An 18,934-nucleotide genomic window follows, 5' to 3' on the forward strand; every position below is an offset into this window, starting at 1 on the left:
CTCGCCCTCCCGCGTGCTGGTGAATTTCGGCCACCACCTGCGGCACCGCCGCAGCGCCCCGTCGCTGATCGTACCCCCTACACTACGCTGCCCCGCGACTATAAGCGCGCAAGTGCGGCAGATACAGACGAGTAAAACCATGCACACCAAGAAAGATCATTACCCCGCTATCTGCGCCAATCTGTTTTGGGATGCCTTCGGCCCCGAAGGCATCGCGGCCCTCGCCTACTGGTACGGCGCGCAATGCAGCTCCGGCCTCATGCATGAATGGACGCGCTTTCCCCTCATGCAAGTCTCTGGAGCGCCGGGAACGGGCAAGGACACACTCATTGAATTCTTGTGGAAACTACTGGGCCGTGACTGCTATCTAGGCTGGATGCCTCACAAGATGACGGCTTCCGCACTCGCGCGAAATCTCGCTGAAAACGACAGCCGGCCGGTGGTGCTGATTGATCTTGAGCCTGACGCTCAAGGCGTCGAGCTGATAAACGTGTTTGCGGGCAATGTCCCACATGACGTGTCCGCTCACACATCTGGCCAGCCTACGAGACATTACTGGTTCCATGGAGCGGCCCTGTTTGTAGCCGAATCGCAGCGCTCACTACCCACCGAGCTGCAGCATCGGATGGTCAACGTGCAGCTTTGTCATCGGTCAAAGGCAGCGGGTACGCAACTGGGGATGGTCCCCGTTGACCTGCTGGCGGCATTTTCTCGAGACGCGCAGCGGTCTGCCAACACCGGAGCCGGCCTCATTGCTCGACGCGCCATGAAGTATCGGCCGACGCTCACGGATAGGTACGGGCTGACCGACCAAACCCTTTTGGATACGTATTCGCGCGTTATGGGAATGGTAGATGCCCTAACGCTGGTTGTTCCACTGTCGAGCGCCCAATTGCGCACCACCCGGAACCTCGTAGCGCATGCCGGCAGTCAGCAGCAATTTCGCTCCGATTGGCCTGCGTCCGCACGAGGCGGCCAGGATGTGTTTGGAAAGGGAGGCGTGTGATGGCGAGCCCCAAAGAGCTCGGACTGCATTGCAAAGCCCCACCCCCTCCGCCAATGCCGGAGAACCGTGAAAAGAAGATGCGCCAACGCCGGTTGCAGCCGCTGGAAAAACTCCTTGCCGGCGCACTGTATTCATGGGCCGAGATAGAACCGTTCGTTCGCGTCAGCCGCGAGACGTGGCGCATTCTCGTCAAGGACGGTAGCGCGCCGCCCAAGGTTGCCACGGGCGCGCGAGGTATCAAGTACAGAGGTGCCGAGGTTCTGCGCTGGATCGACGACCCAACGGGCTACGAAGCGGCCAAGCCGTCACCTAATCGACGCTAGGCATCAGCGGCGGGGCAGCGCCCGCCGCAAGCCTTTCCACGTAGTCCGCCCATTGCTGCATGAACACAACTCGTTCATCAATGAATGCCGTCCGGTTGTAGGCTCGCCCAAGGGCATCGACGACCTTGTGCGAAATCTGCAACTCCAACACGCGCTCATCAGCTTTCAGGCGTTCTGCTGCAAGCGTGCGTGCTGATGCACGAAAGCCGTGCGCGGTCATTTTCTTGGCGTAGCCCATACGCCGCAAGGCGGCCAGGACAGCCCCTTCCGACAGCGGGCGATCCGTCTTCCTGTTCGACTTGAACACCCACCCGGTATGCTCGGTTGCCGGCCGCAGCGCTTCCAAGACGCTGACGGCCTGGCGCGACAGCGGCACCAGGTGCGATTCCCAACCCGTGCGCGTGATCTTCGTGTCACCTTCTGCGCCGTCGCGCTCTGCGGGTATTTCCCACATCGGTGCGCCCCAGTTGCGGCCTATCAAATCAAATTCAGCCCATCGGGCCTCTCGCAACTCGGAAGGTCGCTGGAACACCAGGGGCGATAACTGTAGCAGCGCGCGCGTGACCAGTTCCCCCCGATAGGTGAACATCTTGCGCAGCAGCTCACCGAAAGCGGCGGGGTCCGTGATGGCGGCAAAGTGCTGTGTCTTGGGCGTGATCACTGCGCCACGCAGCGCTTGCGTGGGGTCCACCTTCGCTTTGTTGCGCGCTATGGCGTAGCGGAACACCTCGCCAGTGAATCCGCGTAAGCGCCGGGCCGTCTCCGGCGCGCGGGCTTCGACCCGTTCTAGGATGGGCAGGATATCGGCTGCCGTGATGCCTGCGATGGCTCGCCGGCCTATCCACGGGAACACATCCTTTTCCAGCTTGGCAAGCACCTCATCGACATACCCGGCCGCGTTCCCGCGCGCGAGCTTCTTTGTCCACATTTCGCGTGCCACGCCCTCGAAATCGTCAGCCGCGGCTGCCCGGATGGCGTGCTTATCCTGCTTGCGTTCGGCCATCGGATCGACGCCGGCGGCCAGTTGCGCGCGCGCGGCGGCGTGTTTCTCGCGTGCCAGCTTGGCGGACACTTCCGGGTACACGCCAAAGGCCATGGTCCGGTCCTTGTCGGCGTGCCGGTAGTTGTAGCGCCAGTAGCGCGTGCCGTCCGGTTTGACGAGGATGTACAGCCCACCGCCATCAGCCATCTTGTAGGGCTTCTGCCCGCCCTTGGCGGCGCGGATTGCGGTGTCTGTCAGCTTGGCAAGCGTGGCCATGTCTGCCCTATGAAAAACGGGTACTTTTTGCGGGATTAGGCCCCTCAGGGCCGCGATACCCGGCAAAGTACCCGAATTTCTGGGTTGCTTCTAGTGGTGCTTGCTTGGCAAGCCTGGGCAAGAAAAAACCCGCACAGCTAACGCTGGTGCGGGTTTCCGGGCATTGTTGGGCAATGCTTGCATGAATCTTGGCGGACAGAGGGGGATTCGAACCCCCGATACGCTTTTGACGTATACACGCTTTCCAGGCGTGCGCCTTCAACCGCTCGGCCACCTGTCCTGATCTGGTACGCATTACTAAAAATGCGAATCGCGGATTCTAGCAGATTGGCAAAAAAGCTGCAGCGGCGAACGGCAAAAGAAAAAAGGGGACGCGACTGCGCCCCCTTGCGCCTCGCCCGGGCGACGCCCCCACACGGCGCCCCGGGTCCGGCCCTGCCCTGTCATGCCGGCGGCGGATCCTGTTCCCGGTAGGAACTGACCGTGCCGTCCGGCTCCGTTTCTTCCAGCCGCACCCGGAACCCCCACAGGCGCGCCAGATGCTTCATGACCTGCTCGGCGTCCTCGGCCGCCAACGGCCGGCTGCGGCTCTTCAGGTGGCGCAGCACCAGCGAGCGGTCGGTATCGCGGTTGAAACGGGTGACCTGGATGTCCGGCACCTGGTTGTCGCGATTGTGCTGCGCGGCCAGCAGGCGGCGGATGTCGCGATAGCCTTCGTCGTCGTGGATGGCGGCCACTTCCAGCTTCGGATTGGCCTGGTGATCCGAGATCGCGAAGAAGCGGAACTCACGGATCAGGCGCGGCGACAGGTATTGCGAGATAAAGGACTCGTCCTTGAAGTTGCGCATGGCGAAGTCCAGCGTCTTCAGCCAATCGCCGCCCGCGATGTCCGGGAACCAGCGGCGGTCTTCGGGCGTGGGCTTTTCGCAGATGCGGCGGATGTCCGACATCATGGCAAAACCCAGCGCGTAGGGGTTGATGCCGCCATAGCCGCGCTCGTCAAAGCCGCGCTGGCTGACGACGTTGGTGTGGCTTTGCAGGAACTCCATCATGAAGCCGTCATTGACCAGCCCCTTTTCGTGCAGGCGGTTCAGGATGGTGTAGTGCCAGAACGTGGCCCACCCTTCGTTCATGACCTTGGTCTGCGTCTGCGGATAGAAGTACTGCGCCACCTTGCGCACGATGCGCACCAGTTCCTTCTGCCACGGCGCCAGCTTGGGCGAGTACTTCTCGATGAAGTAAAGCAGGTTTTCCTCGGGCTCGGGCGGAAACACCACCGCCGCGGCGCGCGGGTCCTTGTCGGCTTCCAGGCGCGGCAGCGTGCGCCACAGATCGTTGTATTGCAGGCGGGCGTGCTCCTGACGTTCGGCCTGGCGGGCGGATTCTTCCTTGTACGAGATCGGCGTGGGCCGCTTGTAGCGGTCGACCCCGTGGTGCGACAGCGCGTGGCAGGAATCCAGCAGCGCCTCCACGGCGTCGATGCCGTAGCGGTCTTCGCAATCCATCACGTACTTGCGGGCGAACACCAGGTAGTCCAGCACACCGTCGGCGTCGGTCCACTGGCGAAACAGGTAATTGCCCTTGAAGAACGAGTTGTGTCCGTAGCAGGCGTGCGCGATCACCAGCGCCTGCATCGTCATGGAGTTCTCTTCCATGAGGTAGGCGATGCAGGGGTTGGAATTGATCACGATCTCGTACGCCAGGCCTTGCATGCCGCGACGGTAGTACTGCTCGTTGCGGATGAATTCCTTGCCGTAGGACCAGTGCGGATAGCCGATAGGCAGGCCGGCCGACGCATAGGCGTCCAGCATCTGTTCCGAGGTGATCACCTCGATCTGGTTCGGGTAGGTATCCAGCCCGTATTCGCGCGCGACCTGCGAGATCGCGTCGTCATAGGACTGGATCAGTTCGAACGTCCATTCGGAACCTTGCGACAATGGCCGGGGGCTGCCGCCGACCGATTCCGGCTCCACGAGTGCGCCCACGATGGCATTCATGCGGTTTCCTTCTTGAACAGGTCATGGAACACGGGATAGATCTCCCCGCGTTCGCAGATGCGCCGCATCACGAAGTGCGGCTCCAGTTTCTGTTCATACTCCGCCCACAGGCTGCTCTTGCGGGCCTCCTGCGAATCGGGGATCTCGATATAGGCGAAGTAGCGCGTGGCCGGCAACAGGTGCTCGGCCAGAAAGCGCGCGCTCTTGCCCGCGTCGGCGCCGAACGAATCGCCGTCGCTGGCCTGCGCCGCGTACACGTTCCAGGCCGTGGGCGGATAACGCTTTTCGACGATCTCGCGCATCAGCTCCAACGCCGACAGCACGATGGTGCCGCCGCTCTTGGGATCGTAGAAGAACGTCTGCTCGTCCACTTCCTCGGCATTGTCCGTGTGGCGGATGAAGACCAGGTCCACGTGTTCGTACTTGCGCGACAGGAACAGGTACAGCAGCGTGAAGAAGCGTTTGGCCAGGTCTTTCTTGCCCTCGTCCATGGAACCGGACACGTCCATCAGGCAGAACATGACCGCACGCGCCATCGGAATCGAGACCGACACGCGGTTGCGGTAGCGCAGGTCCAGGTCGTCCAGGAACGGCACGCGGGCCAGGCGCTCGCGGCAGTCCTCGACGTCTTGCTCCAGCGCCCGGATCTGGTCGGCGGGCGCGCCCGCCGACAGAGCCTTGGCCAGGCGCTCTTCCGCATCTTCCAGGTCGGCGCGCGCCTTCACGCTCAGCGCCACCCGCCGCGCCAGCGATGACTTCAGCGTGCGGCTGATGCTGAGCATGCTGGGCGAGCCGGTAGTGGTGTAGCCCGCACGCTGCCACTTTTTCTGGCTGACCTCGCCCAGCTGGTTACGCGCCAGGTGAGGCAGTTCCAGGTCTTCGAAGAACAGGTTCAGGAACTCGGCGCGCGACAGGCTGAAGGTGAACTGATCGACCGCCTCGCCTTCGCCGGGCTCGGACCCGCCTTGGCCTTCTCCTCCTTGAGGCCGGTCGATGGTGTCGCCTCTGGCGAATTCACGATTGCCCGGATGCACCATTTCCCGGTCGCCGCCCGCGCCGTGCCGGAACGTCGGCTCGGAAATATCGCGGGCGGGCAGGTTGATCTCGCCGCCCTGATCCATGTCCTGGATCGAGCGGTCGCGAATCATCCCGTGGACCGCCTTGCGGATCTGGTCCTTGTAACGCCGAAGAAAGCGCTCCCGGTTAACGGCGCTCTTGTTGCGCCCGTTAAGACGGCGATCGATCAGTGAATTCATGATTCACCTCGCTCAGGAAGACTTCCTCACACGGAGGTACCACTCGCACAGCAGCCTGACCTGCTTTTCCGTGTAGCCCTTTTCCACCATCCGGTCGACGAAGCTCTGGTGTTTCGACTTGTCCTCGGCCGACGCCTTGGCGTTGAACGAAATCACCGGCAGCAGGTCTTCCGTGTTCGAGAACATCTTCTTCTCGATCACTTCGCGCAGCTTTTCATAGCTGGTCCAGGTCGGGTTGCGGCCGTTGTTGTTGGCGCGCGCCCGCAGCACGAAGTTGACGATCTCGTTGCGGAAGTCCTTCGGATTCGCGATGCCGGCCGGCTTCTCGATCTTTTCCAGCTCATCGTTCAAGGCGCTGCGGTCGAAGCTTTCGCCGGTTTCAGGATCGCGGAATTCCTCGTCCTGGATCCAGCAGTCGGCAAACGTGACGTAGCGGTCAAAGATGTTCTGGCCGTACTCGGAGTACGACTCGAGATACGCGGTCTGGATCTCCTTGCCGATGAACTCCGCGTAACGCGGCGCCAGGAACCCCTTGATGAATTCCAGGTAGCGCCGGCGGATTTCCTCGGGATAGTCTTCCCGGCCGATGCGCTGCTCCAGCACGTACATCAGGTGCACCGGGTTGGCGGCCACTTCGGTCTGGTCGTAATTGAAGACGCTGGACAGGATCTTGTACGCGAAGCGCGTGGACACCCCGTTCATGCCTTCGTCGGTGCCAGCGTAATCCTTGTACTCTTGCAGGGCCTTGGCCTTGGGGTCCACGTCCTTCAGGCTTTCGCCGTCGTAGACGCGCAGCTTCGAATAGATGCTGGAATTTTCGGGTTCCTTCAGGCGGGTCAGCACCGAGAACTGCGCCATCATGTCCAGCGTTCCCGGCGCGCACGGCGCCTTGGACAGCGAGCTGTGGTGCAGCAGCTTTTCGTAGATGCGGACCTCTTCCGAGACTTGCAGGCAGTAAGGCACCTTGACGATGTAGATCCGGTCAAGGAAAGCCTCGTTGTGCTTGTTGTTGCGGAAGGTCTGCCATTCCGATTCGTTCGAGTGCGCCAGGATGCAACCGTTGAACGGAATCGCCGAGAACCCCTCGGTGCCCTTGAAGTTGCCTTCCTGGGTGGCCGTGAGCAGCGGATGCAGCATCTTGATCGGCGCCTTGAACATTTCGACGAACTCGAGCAAGCCCTGGTTGGCCAGGCACAAGCCGCCGGAATAGCTGTAGGCGTCCGGGTCGTCCTGCGAGTGGCGATCGAGCTTGCGGATGTCGACCTTGCCGACCAGCGAAGAGATGTCCTGGTTGTTTTCGTCACCCGGCTCGGTCTTGGCGATGGCCACCTGGCGCAGCACCGACGGATTCAGGCGCACCACGCGGAACTGCGAGATGTCGCCGTCGAATTCCTTCAGGCGCTTGACTGCCCACGGCGACATGATGCCCGTGAGGTAGCGGCGCGGAATGCCGTATTCCTTTTCGAGGGTGTCGCCAAAGCGTTCGGGGTGGAATAAGCCCAGCGGCGATTCGTTCACCGGCGAGCCCTTGAGCGCGTAGATGGGATAGCTCTCCATCAGCACCTTCAGGCGTTCGGCGATGGACGACTTGCCCCCGCCGACCGGCCCCAGCAGATAGAGAATTTGCTTGCGCTCTTCCAGCCCCTGAGCGGCATGCTTGAAGAACGCCACGATCTGCCCGATCACGTCCTCCATGCCGTAGAACTCCTGGAACGCCGGATAGCGCCGGATGGTCCGGTTGGAAAACAAACGGGAAAGACGTGGGTCGTTGCGCGTATCCACGATTTCAGGTTCGCCAATCGCCGCCAGCATGCGCTCAGCGGGGCTGGCGTACGCCATCGGATCGCGTTTGGCGAGGTTCAGATATTCCTCAAGGGAAAGCTCTGACTCCTGCTCTCTTGCATACTGCGACTTAAAGCCTTCGACGATGTTTTGCACGGAAACCTCCTACAACACGCGAAAAAGCCATGACGTCCCTACGTGTCCCCATTGTGTGCCTCACTGCTTATGCGTGACTAGATAATCTCGCCATAAGCATTTTCGGCACGGTCGTATGTTGCTTTCGCCACACATCAACCAAGAGCACGATCGGGCCCTTTCCGTTTAGGCTGCTCCCTTCGGATACAAGTTCCGTCAGGGATTGCAACTAACGTGAATAAGTTCACTCGTACGCCTTCAGCATATCGCTGTAGAACGGGCGCATGATGCGGCCGCATATGAAATGGTCAGCAATGATTTGAAGGGATGAGCGATATCCCGGTGGATTCTTATGATCCGGGCGTAAGGCCCGGTGCGTTCGCCATGCGATGGCAGCGAACGGTCTGAACAGCGCGTTGTGCGACCTTGTTCAGCGACGTGTCGGTCCGGTTGTTCAAAGCGCCGGTACGCAACACTGGAATCCGTGGTGACGAGGGCGCGTTGCGAGGCAAGGAGCAAGCCATGCGCGCGTAGCGCCAAGTCATGGTCTTAGCTTAAGCCGATTTGACGATTTTGTGGCAATTCATTTGCATGGATGCACAAAAAAACGTGTCCGCAAGTCTGATGCCCAGGTCGATGGCCGCGTGCGCGAATCGCTCTCAAACTTGCTGCGATCAAGCCGCAGGCCACGCCGGCAAAGGCTATGCGAGCGATGGCCCGCGGCTATCGCTGGCAAGATTGGCAGCCACACATGCAGAGTGCTAATACCCCTTGCGACATCAAGGATAGAATCACGCATCTTCAAACTCGCGCATCGCCTTCTTTTTTCAGCCCCTCTTCGCCGCATCATGCCGCCCCGTCCGCGACCCGCCATGCATGCGCCTCGCATCGCCAGACCGCTGTTGCATTGGCCGCGCCTGGCGGCGCTGTGCAGCCTGCTTCTGCTGACGGCCTGCGAACCAGCCGCGCCGCCGCCGAACACCGTTTTGCCCAACGATGCCTATGTCTGGCAACGCCGCTGGACCCCGGCTGTGACGCGCGCGCTGGCCGACGGCGCCGATGCCGTGCGGTCGTGGCGCGTGCTGGCGGCGGAGATGCGCGCCGACGGCGTCTGGTTCGATGCCGCGCCCGACCTGGCCGCGTTGGCCGCCAGCCAACGGCCGGTGGTGCTGGTGCTGCGGCTCGATGGCCGCGTGAACGACCTGCCGCCGGACCGGATCATCGCCCGCGCCACCGCCACGCTCGCGGCCTGGCGCGGCGCCGGTGTCACGCTGGCCGGCCTTGAAATCGATTACGACTGCGCCACCTCTCGGCTGCCCGCGTACGCCGCTATGCTGGCGGGTTTGAAAGCGCGCCTGGAACCGGGCGTGCCGCTGTCGATCACCGCCTTGCCCACCTGGCTGAACAGCCCGGAACTGCCTGCGCTATTGGCCGTGCCGGACGAAACCGTGCTGCAGGTGCATGCCGTGCAGAACCCCACGCTGGGTTTGTTCGACGGCAAACGCGCGCATGCCTGGCTCGATGCCTATTCCCGCCAGACCCAACGGCCCTGGCGGGTGGCGTTGCCCAGTTACGGCAGCCGCGTGGCCTGGGACGACAGCGGCCAGATCGCCGCCATCGAAAGTGAACGGCCTGCCCTGATGCCTGGCGGCCGCTCCGCCGAGCTGCTGGTCGCACCCGCGGACATGGCGGCATTTGTCGCGACACTGGACCGCGACCCGCCGCGCGGCCTGGCCGGCATCGTCTGGTTCCGCCTGCCCACGCAGGCCGACACGCGCGCCTGGAGCCTGCCCACCTGGCGCGCCGTGCTGGCGCGCCAGCCCTTGACGCCCGACGTGACCGTGGCCGCGCAAGCGGCCGGCGCAGGCGGCGCGCGCGACGTACTGCTGGCTAATCGTGGCAACAGCGATGCGCCGCTGCCCTTCGCCATTCGCCTGGACGGCACTTGCCGCGCGGCCGACGGCATCAACGGCTACACCCTTGAATACGATCGCCAAGGCAGGTATCTTCGCCGCGCGCAGGATGGCCTGCTGCGCGCTGGCGTCGAACGCGCCATTGGATGGATCCGCTGTGACTCCGCAACCCCGAGCCTCCATGTACAACCGTAAATCGCTTGCCGCGGCGTTGCTGCTGGCCTGTGCCGCCGGCGCCGGCATCGTCATCGCCTGCGGCCCAGAGTTCCCGCCGCAGTTGCTGGACGACCGTGCCGCCACGCTGCGAGGCACGCCCGCCAACTCGTTCGCCTACGAAGCGGCGCGCCTGGCGCCCGCCACGGACGCGCTGCGCGCCAATGAATCGTCGCTGCTGCCGGACGGCAGCTACCGGTCCGACGCCATGCCGGAGGACTTCGATCCGGCGCTCAGTCCGGCCCAGCGCGACCAGATCCGCGTGATGCGCGCCAAGGCCGACGGCGACCTGGCCTATGCCGCAGGCGCAGGCCTGCCCGAGGCAGTCCGGCTGTATGTGGCGGCCGCGGTCGACTATCGGACCGCCCCGCAAGCGCAGGCCGACACCCGCTGGGAACGCGCGCGCAAACGCCTGCTCTCTATATTGGTGTTGCCGCCGGATCAGGCCGCGACGCGCAGCGTCTGGGCCGCCTACCTGTTGGCGGAAATGGGGGACAGCGAAGCCGCGTACGACGCCCCCAACGAACACTCCCATGACGGCAGCCACGACGCCGATGCCTGGCGCGCGCGGGATGCCCAAGCCTATGCCCGCGTGCGCGAGCTGGCGCTGCGCGGCGACAGCGACCCGCTGGGCCTGGCGGTGGCCAGCTACGGCCAGCAGGCCCGCCTGTACCTGGCGGGCGCCCAAGGTCCCTGCTCCTATGACGATCTGATCAACGCCACCGCCTGCATGGACGCCATCGCGGCGGCCGATCTGAAGCAGGCCCTGCACCTGTACGCCGACCAGGCCGCCCGCAGTTCGGTCAGCGGACGCCAGTCGCTGCGCCTGCTGGCCGAATGGGCATTGGGCGCCCCCGCCCGCGCGGCAAAACTGATCGATGACCCGGTCGGCCAACGCCTGCTGGTAGCCTACGGGCTGGCTCGCGTGGGCGATATCGTCGATGGCAATCCCGACAGCGCCAACGACGTCTGGGCCACCTTCGAGGCCACCGGCCGCCTGGCCCTGGCCGATGCCGCCACCGGCCGCCCGGATCTCACGCCCAACCCCGCGTTGCAATCGCTGGCGGTGGCGCTGCAAACGCAGGACCCGCAACGCATCGCCGATGCCGACCGGGTCGCCGCGCTGGCCTACCGCGTCGGCCGCTACGATCTGGCGCAAGCGCTGGCTGGCCGCCTGGACACCGCGTTGGCCTGGTGGGTACGCGCCAAACTGGCCATCCGCCAAGGCGACAACGAACGTGCCGCCCAGGCCTATGCGCGGGCCGTGGCCGCCTTTCCGCGCGCGGACGGCAGCGTCGAGCCCGATGCCGGCGCCTTGCTGAAAGCTGAACAAGGCGTGCTGTCGTTGTCGCGCGGCCAGTATGTCGAAGCGCTGGACCAGCTGTACCGCGCCGCTGCCGCGCTGGACGGCGCGCCCCCGCCCGAAGAAGGCTGGCCGCTGTCGCCCTACTGGAATGACGCGGCCTACGTGGCCGAACGCGTACTGACCACGGACGAACTCAAGGCCTATGTCGACCGCCAGGCTCCCGCATCGCCCGCGCCGTCGCGTCCGCCCGGCTTCAGCCGCTACACCACCGACCAGTTCTACGAATGGAGCCGCCTGCACCAACCGCCCGTGCACGACCGGCTGCGCCAATTGCTGGCGCGGCGCCTGGTGCGTGAAGGCCGGGTCGACGAGGCACTGCCCTATTTCCCCGCCGATTCCGATCCGCGTTTCGCGGCGCTGGAATACCGCGACGAAGAATGGAAGATCCTGGAATCCAACGTGCGCCAGCGCGCGGCCGAATATGGCGATGCGCTGCAAGCGGCCGGCAGCGCCTGGGGCCGCACCACGCGCGCCCAGGCCTGGTACGCAGCCGCCACGCTGGCGCGCCGCGACGGCATGCGGATCATGGGCTATGAGCAAGGTCCGGACTATGCCGTGTATGACGGCAACTACAAGGGCGGCGCCGGACGTGACGCCAATCCCTGGTGGCGCGAGGCCCGCGAAAACGCCGGCGAGCCGCAGGACACGCCGCTGCAGCGCGCCGAATCCGCCCTGCCCGGCCCCTTCGTGACTCAGGAAGAACGGCTGCGGTACGCCGCCAGCGAAGCCAAGCCGGATGTGCGCTTCCACTACCGCCAGATCGCCGCCGACTACGCGCTCAAGGCCGCTGACCAGCTGCCCACCCGCTCACAGGCCTTCGCCGCCGTGCTGTGCCGCGGCGCACGCTACGTCATCGACGACACGCCCGAACGGGCCACGGCCATCTATCTGCGCTATGTGGATCAGGGTGCCCAGGTGCCCTTCAGCGCCACCTTCGGCCGCGAATGCCCCGAGCCGGACTTCCAATCCGCCTCGCGCTTTCACTACATCCAGGCCTGGAAGGCGTGGGAACGCGTGCGCCATCAGCATCCGTGGCTGCTGCTGGCTGGCGCACTGTTGGCACTGGCGGCCGCTGCGGCCGGCATCCGGGCCTGGCGCTCGGCGGCGCCGGGCGTCTCGGGCAAGGGCCAGCGCCGCTGAAGCGCCGCGGCGTTCAAAGCAAGCTTGCCTTGAACGCCGTCACGTCCTCGGCCCGCGCCGACGACGTGTGAATGTCACGCGTCCTACGACAGCGCCGGCAACTCGACCCGGCGCATCAATTCGCGCCAATGCTGCGCCACCCGAGCCCGCACGCGCAAGTCGGCGCCCACCCGCTCGACGTCGACAAACTCGTAGCGCGGCGCGGCGTCCAACCGCTCCAGGCGTGGCAGCTTCACCATACCCGCGGCGTCGCCCAACAGCATCGGCGCCTGGTAGATCAGCAACTCGTCGATGCAGCCCGCCGCCACCAGCGCGCCGCTCAGGCCCGCGCCAGCTTCGACGTGGATCTCGTTGAACTGCTGCGCGGCAAACCAGCGCATCATCGCCGGCAGGTCCACCCGGTCGGGCGCCTGGGCGGGCAACGGCACCACCCGCACGTTTCTGGCCTCCAGCCGCGCCTGCTTGGCGGCATCGGCGCGGGCGGTGAACAGGATGACCTCGCCGCCGTCGATCAGGCGCGCGTCTTCGGGCATCTCGAAGCGGCCGTCGACCACCGCGCGGCGCGGCTGGCGTGGCGTCTGCACGCTGCGCACGGTCAGTTGCGGATCGTCCTTGAGCACGGTGCCGATGCCGGTCAGCACCACGCAGCTGCGGGCACGCCAGCGGTGGCCGTCCGCCCGCGCCTCGGGGCCGGTGATCCACTGCGACACGCCGTTATGCAGCGCGCTACGGCCATCCAGCGACGCGGCCATCTTGAGCCACACCCATGGCAACCCGCGGCTCATGCGCGACATGAAACCGGCGTTGATGGCCAGCGCCTCTTCGCGGCATATGCCGGTCGTAACGGCAATGCCCGCCTCGCGCAGACGCGCCAGGCCCTTGCCGTTGACCAGAGGATTCGGATCGCCCAGCGCCACCACTACCCGCGCGGGCGCCGCGGCCAGCAGCGCATCCACGCAGGGCGGCGTGCGGCCGAAATGGCTGCACGGCTCCAGCGTGACGTACACCGTGGCCCCCGCCACCGATTCTCCCCGCGCCTGGGCATCGCGCAAGGCGCAGACTTCGGCATGCGGCCCGCCCGGCGGCTGGGTCGCGCCTTCGCCCAGCACCCGGCCATCGCGCACGATCACGCAGCCCACCCGCGGGTTGGGCGAGGTGGTGTACATCACGGTCTGCGCCAAAGCCAGCGCGCGCCGCATCCAGGTCAGGTCGTCGGAATCAGGGGTAGGCATCATGCCTGGGATTGTATGTCCGCCACGGACGGCAGGCACGGCGCGCACGCCGTGCCCGGACAGCGCTATGATCGTCGCGGGACGCTCGAAATCAATGTCCGTTTTAGGCCGATGCTGGTCTGGAGCCGGCCTCGCCGAGGGCCCGCACCAAGATGACAATACGTCACACACACCCTGAAATTCCACGGCACGGAGCCCGGAACCATGAAACAAGCACTGATAGTCATCGACGTCCAGGATTCCTTCCGGCAGCGTCCGTTTTGGGACGAATCGGAATATCCGGCGTTCGTCGCCCAGATTCAAGGCCTGATCGATACCGCCACCGCCCGTGGCATTCCGGTGCTGCAGGTGTTCCATGTCAGCGCCGCCAACGATCCGGCCAACCCCTTCTCGCTGGCTTCCGGCCACGTCAAGACCCTGGCCGAAGTGCGCATTTCGCCCGACGCGGTGTTCCACAAGACCGTGCATTCTTCGCTGTACGCCAAGACCGCCGACGGCTCGACCCTGCAGGACTGGCTGACGGCCAACGGCATCGAGGGCGTGATCGTCAGTGGCATCCGCACCGAACAATGCTGCGAAACCACCACCCGGCACGCCAGCGACGCGGGCTACAAGGTCGTGTTCCCGACCGACGCGACGCTGACCTTCGCCATGCAAAGCCCCTCGGGCCAGCACTACACGCCGGCCGAGATCCGCGACCGCACCGAGCTCGTGCTGCAGGGCCGCTTTGCCCGCATCGCGCGCGCCGCCGACGCCTTCGCGCAATAAGGCGGCCGCGATGATTCCCGTGCACTTCGTGCTGCCCAGGGGAATCGTGCTGCTGGACGTGGCCGGCCCGGCGGAAGCCTTCCGCGTGGCCAACAAGCTCTGCCCCGACGCGTTCACGCAGCATTTTTGCGGCCCGTCCACCGAGATCGAAAGCGGCATCCCCGGCCTGCACCTGGCGCGCATCCAGCCGCTGCCCGACCAGCTGCCGCCAGAAGCCCTGGTGATCGTGTCGGGCGTGGTGGGCAAGCCCACCCGCCTGGACGAACCCGAAGCCCGCCGCATCATCGACTGGCTGGCCGTACGCCATCCGGCCGACGGCTTCACGCTGATGACCGTCTGCGCGGGCGCGCTGTTCGCCGCCGCGGCCGGCCTGACGCGCCAGCGCGACTGCACCACGCACCATAGCTGCCTGGAACAGCTGGCCGCCATGGACCCCACGGCGCGGCTGCACGACAACCGCATCTTCGTGGAAGACGGCAATCTGGTCAGCAGCGCCGGCATCACCGCCGGCATCGACCTGGCCCTGCACATGGTGTCGCGTCATTGCGGCCCGCGCGTGGCCAGCGAAGTGGCGCGCGACATGGTGGTCTACCAGCGCCGCGCCGGCACGGATTCCGCGCTGTCGCCCTGGCTGGAGCACCGCAACCACATGCACCCGGGCGTGCACCGAGTCCAGGACGCGGTCGTGCGCGATCCGGCCGCGGCCTGGTCGGCACAATCGCTGGCCGAGCAGGCGCACACCAGCCCGCGCCATCTGACGCGGCTGTTCCGCGAGCATGCCGGTTGCACGCCGATGGACTACCTGTATCAGATACGCGTGGCGCTGGCCCGCGACATGCTGCGCGAGACGCGGCTGAATCTGGAAAGGGTGGCGGAGAAATCTGGCTTTGGTTCGGCGCAGCACCTGCGCCGCGTGTGGCGCCGGTTCCAGCCGCAGACGCCCAGCATGGCGCGGGCGGAACCGCTGTAGCCGCTGGCCTGGGTCAGGCCAAGGCCGCGTGGATCACAACGGCGCTCGGGCCCGCGTCGGCTTCGGCGGCGCCGCGGCCTTATTCCTTGCGCAGCTTGCCCGGCAGCAGCGGACCCTGCATCTCGCGGATCGCTTCGACGAATTCGCCGATGTCCTCGAAGCTCTTGTAGACCGACGCAAAGCGCACGTAGGCCACCTTGTCCAGCTTGCGCAGCTCGTTCATGACCAGTTCGCCGATGTGCTCGGTGGGCACTTCGCGCAGGCCGCTGGCCAATAATTGTTCTTCGATGCGGGCCACGGCCGCATCCACGTCTTCGGTGCTGACCGGCCGCTTGCGCAGCGCCAGGCTCAGGCTGGCACGCAGCTTGGCGGGATCGTAGTCGCTGCGGCTGCCATTGCGCTTGACGACCGACGGCAAGGCCAGCTCTACCCGCTCGTACGTGGTGAACCGCTTGTCACAGGACTGGCAGCGGCGCCGGCGGCGGATGGCGTCGCCCTCTTCCGAGACACGGCTATCGACGACCTGCGTTTCGGAATTGCCGCAAAATGGACACCGCATGTGTGATCCCTGAAAACACGAAAAGGCAATAATTCGTCGACATTGTAACGATGAAACAAAAGGACGGCCCGTTGCGGAGCCGTCCTTTGCGCGGGCCAGGCGGCTGACGCCGCCGGGAGCCGTTTTACTTCTTGCCGTAGACCGGCAGGCGCGAGGTCAGCTCGTTGACGCGGGCGCGCACGGCAGCAATGTTGGCCTCGTCACGCGGGTTGTCCAGCACGTCGGCGATCAGGTTGGCGGTCAGTTCCGCTTCGGCTTCGGTGAAACCGCGGGTGGTCATGGCCGGGGTGCCCAAGCGGATGCCGCTGGTCACGAAGGGCTTTTCCGGATCGTTCGGGATGGCGTTCTTGTTGACCGTGATGTGGGCCTGGCCCAGCACGGCTTCGGCTTCCTTGCCCGTGATGCCCTTGGAACGCAGGTCCACCAGCATGACGTGGCTTTCGGTGCGACCCGACACGATGCGCAGGCCACGCTTGACCAGCGTGTCGGCCAGCACCTTGGCGTTCTTGACGACTTGCTGCGCGTAGGCCTTGAACTCGGGTTCCAGCGCTTCCTTGAAGGCCACGGCCTTGCCGGCGATGACGTGCATCAGCGGACCGCCCTGGATGCCGGGGAAGATCGCCGAATTGACGGCCTTTTCGTATTCGGCCTTCATCATGATGACGCCGCCGCGCGGGCCGCGCAGCGACTTGTGCGTGGTCGAGGTGACGAAGTCGGCATGCGGCACCGGGTTGGGGTAGGCGCCGCCGGCCACCAGGCCCGCGTAGTGGGCGATGTCGACCATGAACAGCGCACCGTTTTCATGGGCAATGCGGGCCATGCGTTCGAAGTCGATATGCAGGGCGTAGGCGGATGCGCCGGCCACGATCAGCTTGGGCTTGTGCTCGCGGGCCAGTTGCTCGACCTGGGCGTAGTTCAGGACTTCGTTTTCGTCCAGGCCGTACGAGATGAAGTTGTACAGCTTGCCCGAGGCGTTGACCGACGCGCCGTGCGTCAGGTGGCCGCCTTCGGCCAGGCTCATGCCCAGCACGGTGTCGCCCGGCTTGAGGACAGCCATGTACACGCCCTGGTTGGCCTGCGAACCCGAGTTGGGCTGCACGTTGGCGGCCTCGGCGCCGAAGATCTGCTTCAGGCGGTCGATGGCCAGCTGTTCGACCACGTCGACGTATTCGCAACCGCCGTAGTAGCGCTTGCCCGGGTAGCCTTCGGCGTACTTGTTCGTGAGCTGCGTACCCTGGGCTTCCATGACGGCCGGGCTGGCGTAGTTCTCCGAAGCGATCAGCTCAATGTGCTGCTCTTGGCGAACGTCTTCCTTCTGGATGGCGGCCCAGACGTCCGGGTCAGCCTTGGAGAGGGTGAGGTTGCGGTCAAACATGACGGGGGATTCCTGAAGCGGGATGAGAGGAAACTGCGAAGAAAGGAAACTGCGCCCGGGCGGGTAAACCCGGATAATGACGAATAGTTTACCGCGTCACGCCGCTACTCTTGTCGCCAAAATGCCCCGAATGGCGGCAAAATTCCCGGCAAGGATCCGAAATTTCAGGCATCCCGCCCGCAGCCGGAAAACGCACTCAACCCGACTTGAGAAACTTTCATGCAAACCCAGACCTTGATCGCCTACACCCTGGTCGCCGCCGTCAGCGTCGTCACCCCCGGCCCCGCCAGCATCCTGGCCATGCGCAATGGCGCGGCCGGCGGACTGCGCGCGGTGCTGCCGTCTTCGCTGGGCAACGTCACCGGCCTGTTCCTGCTGTCCGCCGCCGCCATGCTGGGCCTGGGCGTGGTGCTGCAATCGTCCGCGCTGCTGTTCGCGGCGCTCAAGATCGCCGGCGCCGCCTACCTGATCTACCTGGGCCTGCGCCACCTGCTGGGCCGCAGCAGCGTAGCCGCGCCGCCGCCCGATACCCAGGGGCGTGCGCCCCGCGGCGCCTGGGCCTTGTACCTGGAAGCCACATTCGTGGCGGGCCTGAATCCCAAGCCCATTCTGTTCTTCACGGCGCTGTTCCCGCAATTCCTGAACGCCGCCGAACCGCTGCTGCCGCAGTTCTTCATCCTGACCGGCATCTTCATGGCCATGTCGCTGCCGTCGCTGCTGGCCTATGGCCTGCTGGCGCGGCGCGCCCGCCGCCTGTTCCAGCAGCCGCGCGCAGTGCTATGGATCAATCGCGCCGTGGGCTCGGTGTTCGTCGCCTTCGGGGTGGCGCTGCTGCGCCTGAAGCGCGCGACCGGCTGATGGACACTTACGTCGTCGCCGCCAATAAAAAGGGCCACATTAAATGTGGCCCTTTTTTACCCGAGCGTCGCGATCAGGACGCCGAGGTCGCTCCGATCTGCTTGGGCGCCAGCTTCGGATTGAGGGTGTAGGTACCCGTCACCGACGCCTGGCCCAGCACGTGCTTCTGAATGGCCCGCAGCGCGTCTTCACCCGTGAAGGCGCCCTGCAGGTTCAGCGTCGGGACATCCAGCGCGTACAGCGTGAACACATAGCGATGCACCAGCGCGTCGTTCCAGGGCGGGCAAGGGCCGTCATAGCCGAAGTAGTCGCCGCTCATGTCGTGGTCATTGGCGAACCAGGACGAATACGAGTTGATGCCCTGGCGGGCGTCCAGCGGCGCCAGCGGGCCGCCCTTGCCACGCGGCGTGATGCCGTTGGAAAAGGCGCCCTCTTCGATGTCACGCATGCTGGCGGCCAGGTCCACCAGCACCCAGTGGAAGAAATCCACGCGCGGCAGGTCCGCGGAAACCTCGCGCCCTTCCTGGTTGACGTCGTCGGGTTTGGAGGGCACGTCCGGATCGTGGCAGATCAGGGCAAACGACTGCGTCCCCGCGGGCACGTCGTCCCAGGAAAATTGCGGGTTGTAATTGTCTGCCAGCGCGACGTGCGATTGCGCATCGATCTTGCCGAAGGCGTAGCGCTCCGGGATCGACTCGTGATCGGAAAAAGACAAACTCGAAAGTTTCATGTCGTGCTCCTTGAAGTGCCGCAAAGGCGTCCCTGCCCCTGACCGTGCCTCCA

General features: G+C 65.1%; 15 protein-coding genes and 1 tRNA gene. 7 read left to right on the forward strand and 9 right to left on the reverse strand.

Going from position 1 to position 18,934, the window contains the following annotated elements:
• Positions 1 to 139: 139 nt before the first annotated feature.
• Both A9974_RS08215 and A9974_RS29435 read left to right on the forward strand, forming a co-directional pair.
• A complete protein-coding gene (locus tag A9974_RS08215; RefSeq protein ID WP_183003594.1) occupies positions 140 to 1,006 on the forward strand; it encodes a hypothetical protein in 867 nt (288 codons plus the stop codon).
• Positions 1,006 to 1,329: an AlpA family transcriptional regulator gene (locus A9974_RS29435; protein WP_255468078.1), complete on the forward strand. Its 324-nt coding sequence runs from the start codon at positions 1,006 to 1,008 to the stop codon at positions 1,327 to 1,329. The genes A9974_RS08215 and A9974_RS29435 overlap by 1 nt, the downstream gene beginning before the upstream one ends.
• On the opposite strand, the gene A9974_RS08225 is transcribed toward A9974_RS29435, so the two are convergent.
• From A9974_RS08225 to A9974_RS08245, 5 genes are all read right to left on the reverse strand, one after another.
• On the reverse strand, positions 1,316 to 2,587 hold the full coding sequence (locus A9974_RS08225; protein WP_183003595.1) for an integrase arm-type DNA-binding domain-containing protein: 1,272 nt from the start codon (positions 2,585 to 2,587) through the stop codon (positions 1,316 to 1,318). The genes A9974_RS29435 and A9974_RS08225 overlap by 14 nt on opposite strands.
• A 189-nt stretch (positions 2,588 to 2,776) precedes the next feature.
• A tRNA-Ser gene (locus tag A9974_RS08230) sits at positions 2,777 to 2,867 on the reverse strand.
• Between the two features lie 163 nt (positions 2,868 to 3,030).
• On the reverse strand, positions 3,031 to 4,584 hold the full coding sequence (locus A9974_RS08235; protein ID WP_183003596.1) for a SpoVR family protein: 1,554 nt from the start codon (positions 4,582 to 4,584) through the stop codon (positions 3,031 to 3,033).
• Positions 4,581 to 5,840 carry a YeaH/YhbH family protein gene (locus A9974_RS08240; RefSeq protein WP_183003597.1) on the reverse strand — a complete coding sequence of 420 codons (1,260 nt, stop codon included), beginning with the start codon at positions 5,838 to 5,840 and terminating at the stop codon, positions 4,581 to 4,583. Before A9974_RS08240 ends, A9974_RS08235 begins: the two co-directional genes overlap by 4 nt.
• A 12-nt stretch (positions 5,841 to 5,852) precedes the next feature.
• On the reverse strand, positions 5,853 to 7,769 hold the full coding sequence (locus A9974_RS08245) for a PrkA family serine protein kinase (protein ID WP_370539599.1): 1,917 nt from the start codon (positions 7,767 to 7,769) through the stop codon (positions 5,853 to 5,855).
• 860 nt (positions 7,770 to 8,629) lie between these two features.
• On the opposite strand from A9974_RS08245, the gene A9974_RS08250 reads away from it, so the two are divergent.
• Both A9974_RS08250 and A9974_RS08255 read left to right on the forward strand, forming a co-directional pair.
• A complete protein-coding gene (locus tag A9974_RS08250) occupies positions 8,630 to 9,865 on the forward strand; it encodes a DUF3142 domain-containing protein (protein WP_183003599.1) in 1,236 nt (411 codons plus the stop codon).
• Positions 9,852 to 12,389, forward strand: a complete 2,538-nt coding sequence (locus A9974_RS08255) for a hypothetical protein (RefSeq protein ID WP_183003600.1) — start codon at positions 9,852 to 9,854, stop codon at positions 12,387 to 12,389. The genes A9974_RS08250 and A9974_RS08255 overlap by 14 nt, the downstream gene beginning before the upstream one ends.
• Positions 12,390 to 12,472: 83 nt before the next feature.
• Here A9974_RS08255 and ribD read toward each other — a convergent pair whose 3' ends face one another.
• Positions 12,473 to 13,624: a bifunctional diaminohydroxyphosphoribosylaminopyrimidine deaminase/5-amino-6-(5-phosphoribosylamino)uracil reductase RibD gene (gene ribD / locus A9974_RS08260; RefSeq protein WP_255468079.1), complete on the reverse strand. Its 1,152-nt coding sequence runs from the start codon at positions 13,622 to 13,624 to the stop codon at positions 12,473 to 12,475.
• A gap of 201 nt (positions 13,625 to 13,825) precedes the next feature.
• Here ribD and A9974_RS08265 point away from each other — a divergent pair, with 201 nt between their 5' ends.
• Both A9974_RS08265 and A9974_RS08270 read left to right on the forward strand, forming a co-directional pair.
• Positions 13,826 to 14,389, forward strand: a complete 564-nt coding sequence (locus A9974_RS08265) for a cysteine hydrolase family protein (protein WP_183003601.1) — start codon at positions 13,826 to 13,828, stop codon at positions 14,387 to 14,389.
• Positions 14,390 to 14,399: 10 nt separating this feature from the next.
• Entirely contained in the window at positions 14,400 to 15,359 is a 960-nt protein-coding gene (locus A9974_RS08270; RefSeq protein ID WP_183003602.1) for a GlxA family transcriptional regulator, read from the forward strand.
• Between the two features lie 79 nt (positions 15,360 to 15,438).
• Here A9974_RS08270 and nrdR read toward each other — a convergent pair whose 3' ends face one another.
• Positions 15,439 to 15,918 carry a transcriptional regulator NrdR gene (gene nrdR / locus A9974_RS08275; RefSeq protein ID WP_183003603.1) on the reverse strand — a complete coding sequence of 160 codons (480 nt, stop codon included), beginning with the start codon at positions 15,916 to 15,918 and terminating at the stop codon, positions 15,439 to 15,441.
• A gap of 124 nt (positions 15,919 to 16,042) precedes the next feature.
• Positions 16,043 to 17,293: a serine hydroxymethyltransferase gene (glyA, locus tag A9974_RS08280; RefSeq protein ID WP_183003604.1), complete on the reverse strand. Its 1,251-nt coding sequence runs from the start codon at positions 17,291 to 17,293 to the stop codon at positions 16,043 to 16,045.
• A 219-nt stretch (positions 17,294 to 17,512) separates the two neighbouring features.
• Here glyA and A9974_RS08285 point away from each other — a divergent pair, with 219 nt between their 5' ends.
• The gene (locus A9974_RS08285) at positions 17,513 to 18,151 is read left to right on the forward strand and encodes a LysE family translocator (RefSeq protein WP_183003605.1); all 639 of its coding nucleotides are present in this window, start codon (positions 17,513 to 17,515) and stop codon (positions 18,149 to 18,151) included.
• Positions 18,152 to 18,224: 73 nt separating this feature from the next.
• Here A9974_RS08285 and A9974_RS08290 read toward each other — a convergent pair whose 3' ends face one another.
• The gene (locus A9974_RS08290; protein ID WP_183003606.1) at positions 18,225 to 18,881 is read right to left on the reverse strand and encodes a YbhB/YbcL family Raf kinase inhibitor-like protein; all 657 of its coding nucleotides are present in this window, start codon (positions 18,879 to 18,881) and stop codon (positions 18,225 to 18,227) included.
• Positions 18,882 to 18,934 lie beyond the last annotated feature (53 nt).

Source organism: Achromobacter sp. UMC71, from assembly GCF_014170305.1.
Classification (GTDB): Bacteria; Pseudomonadota; Gammaproteobacteria; order Burkholderiales; family Burkholderiaceae_B; genus Achromobacter.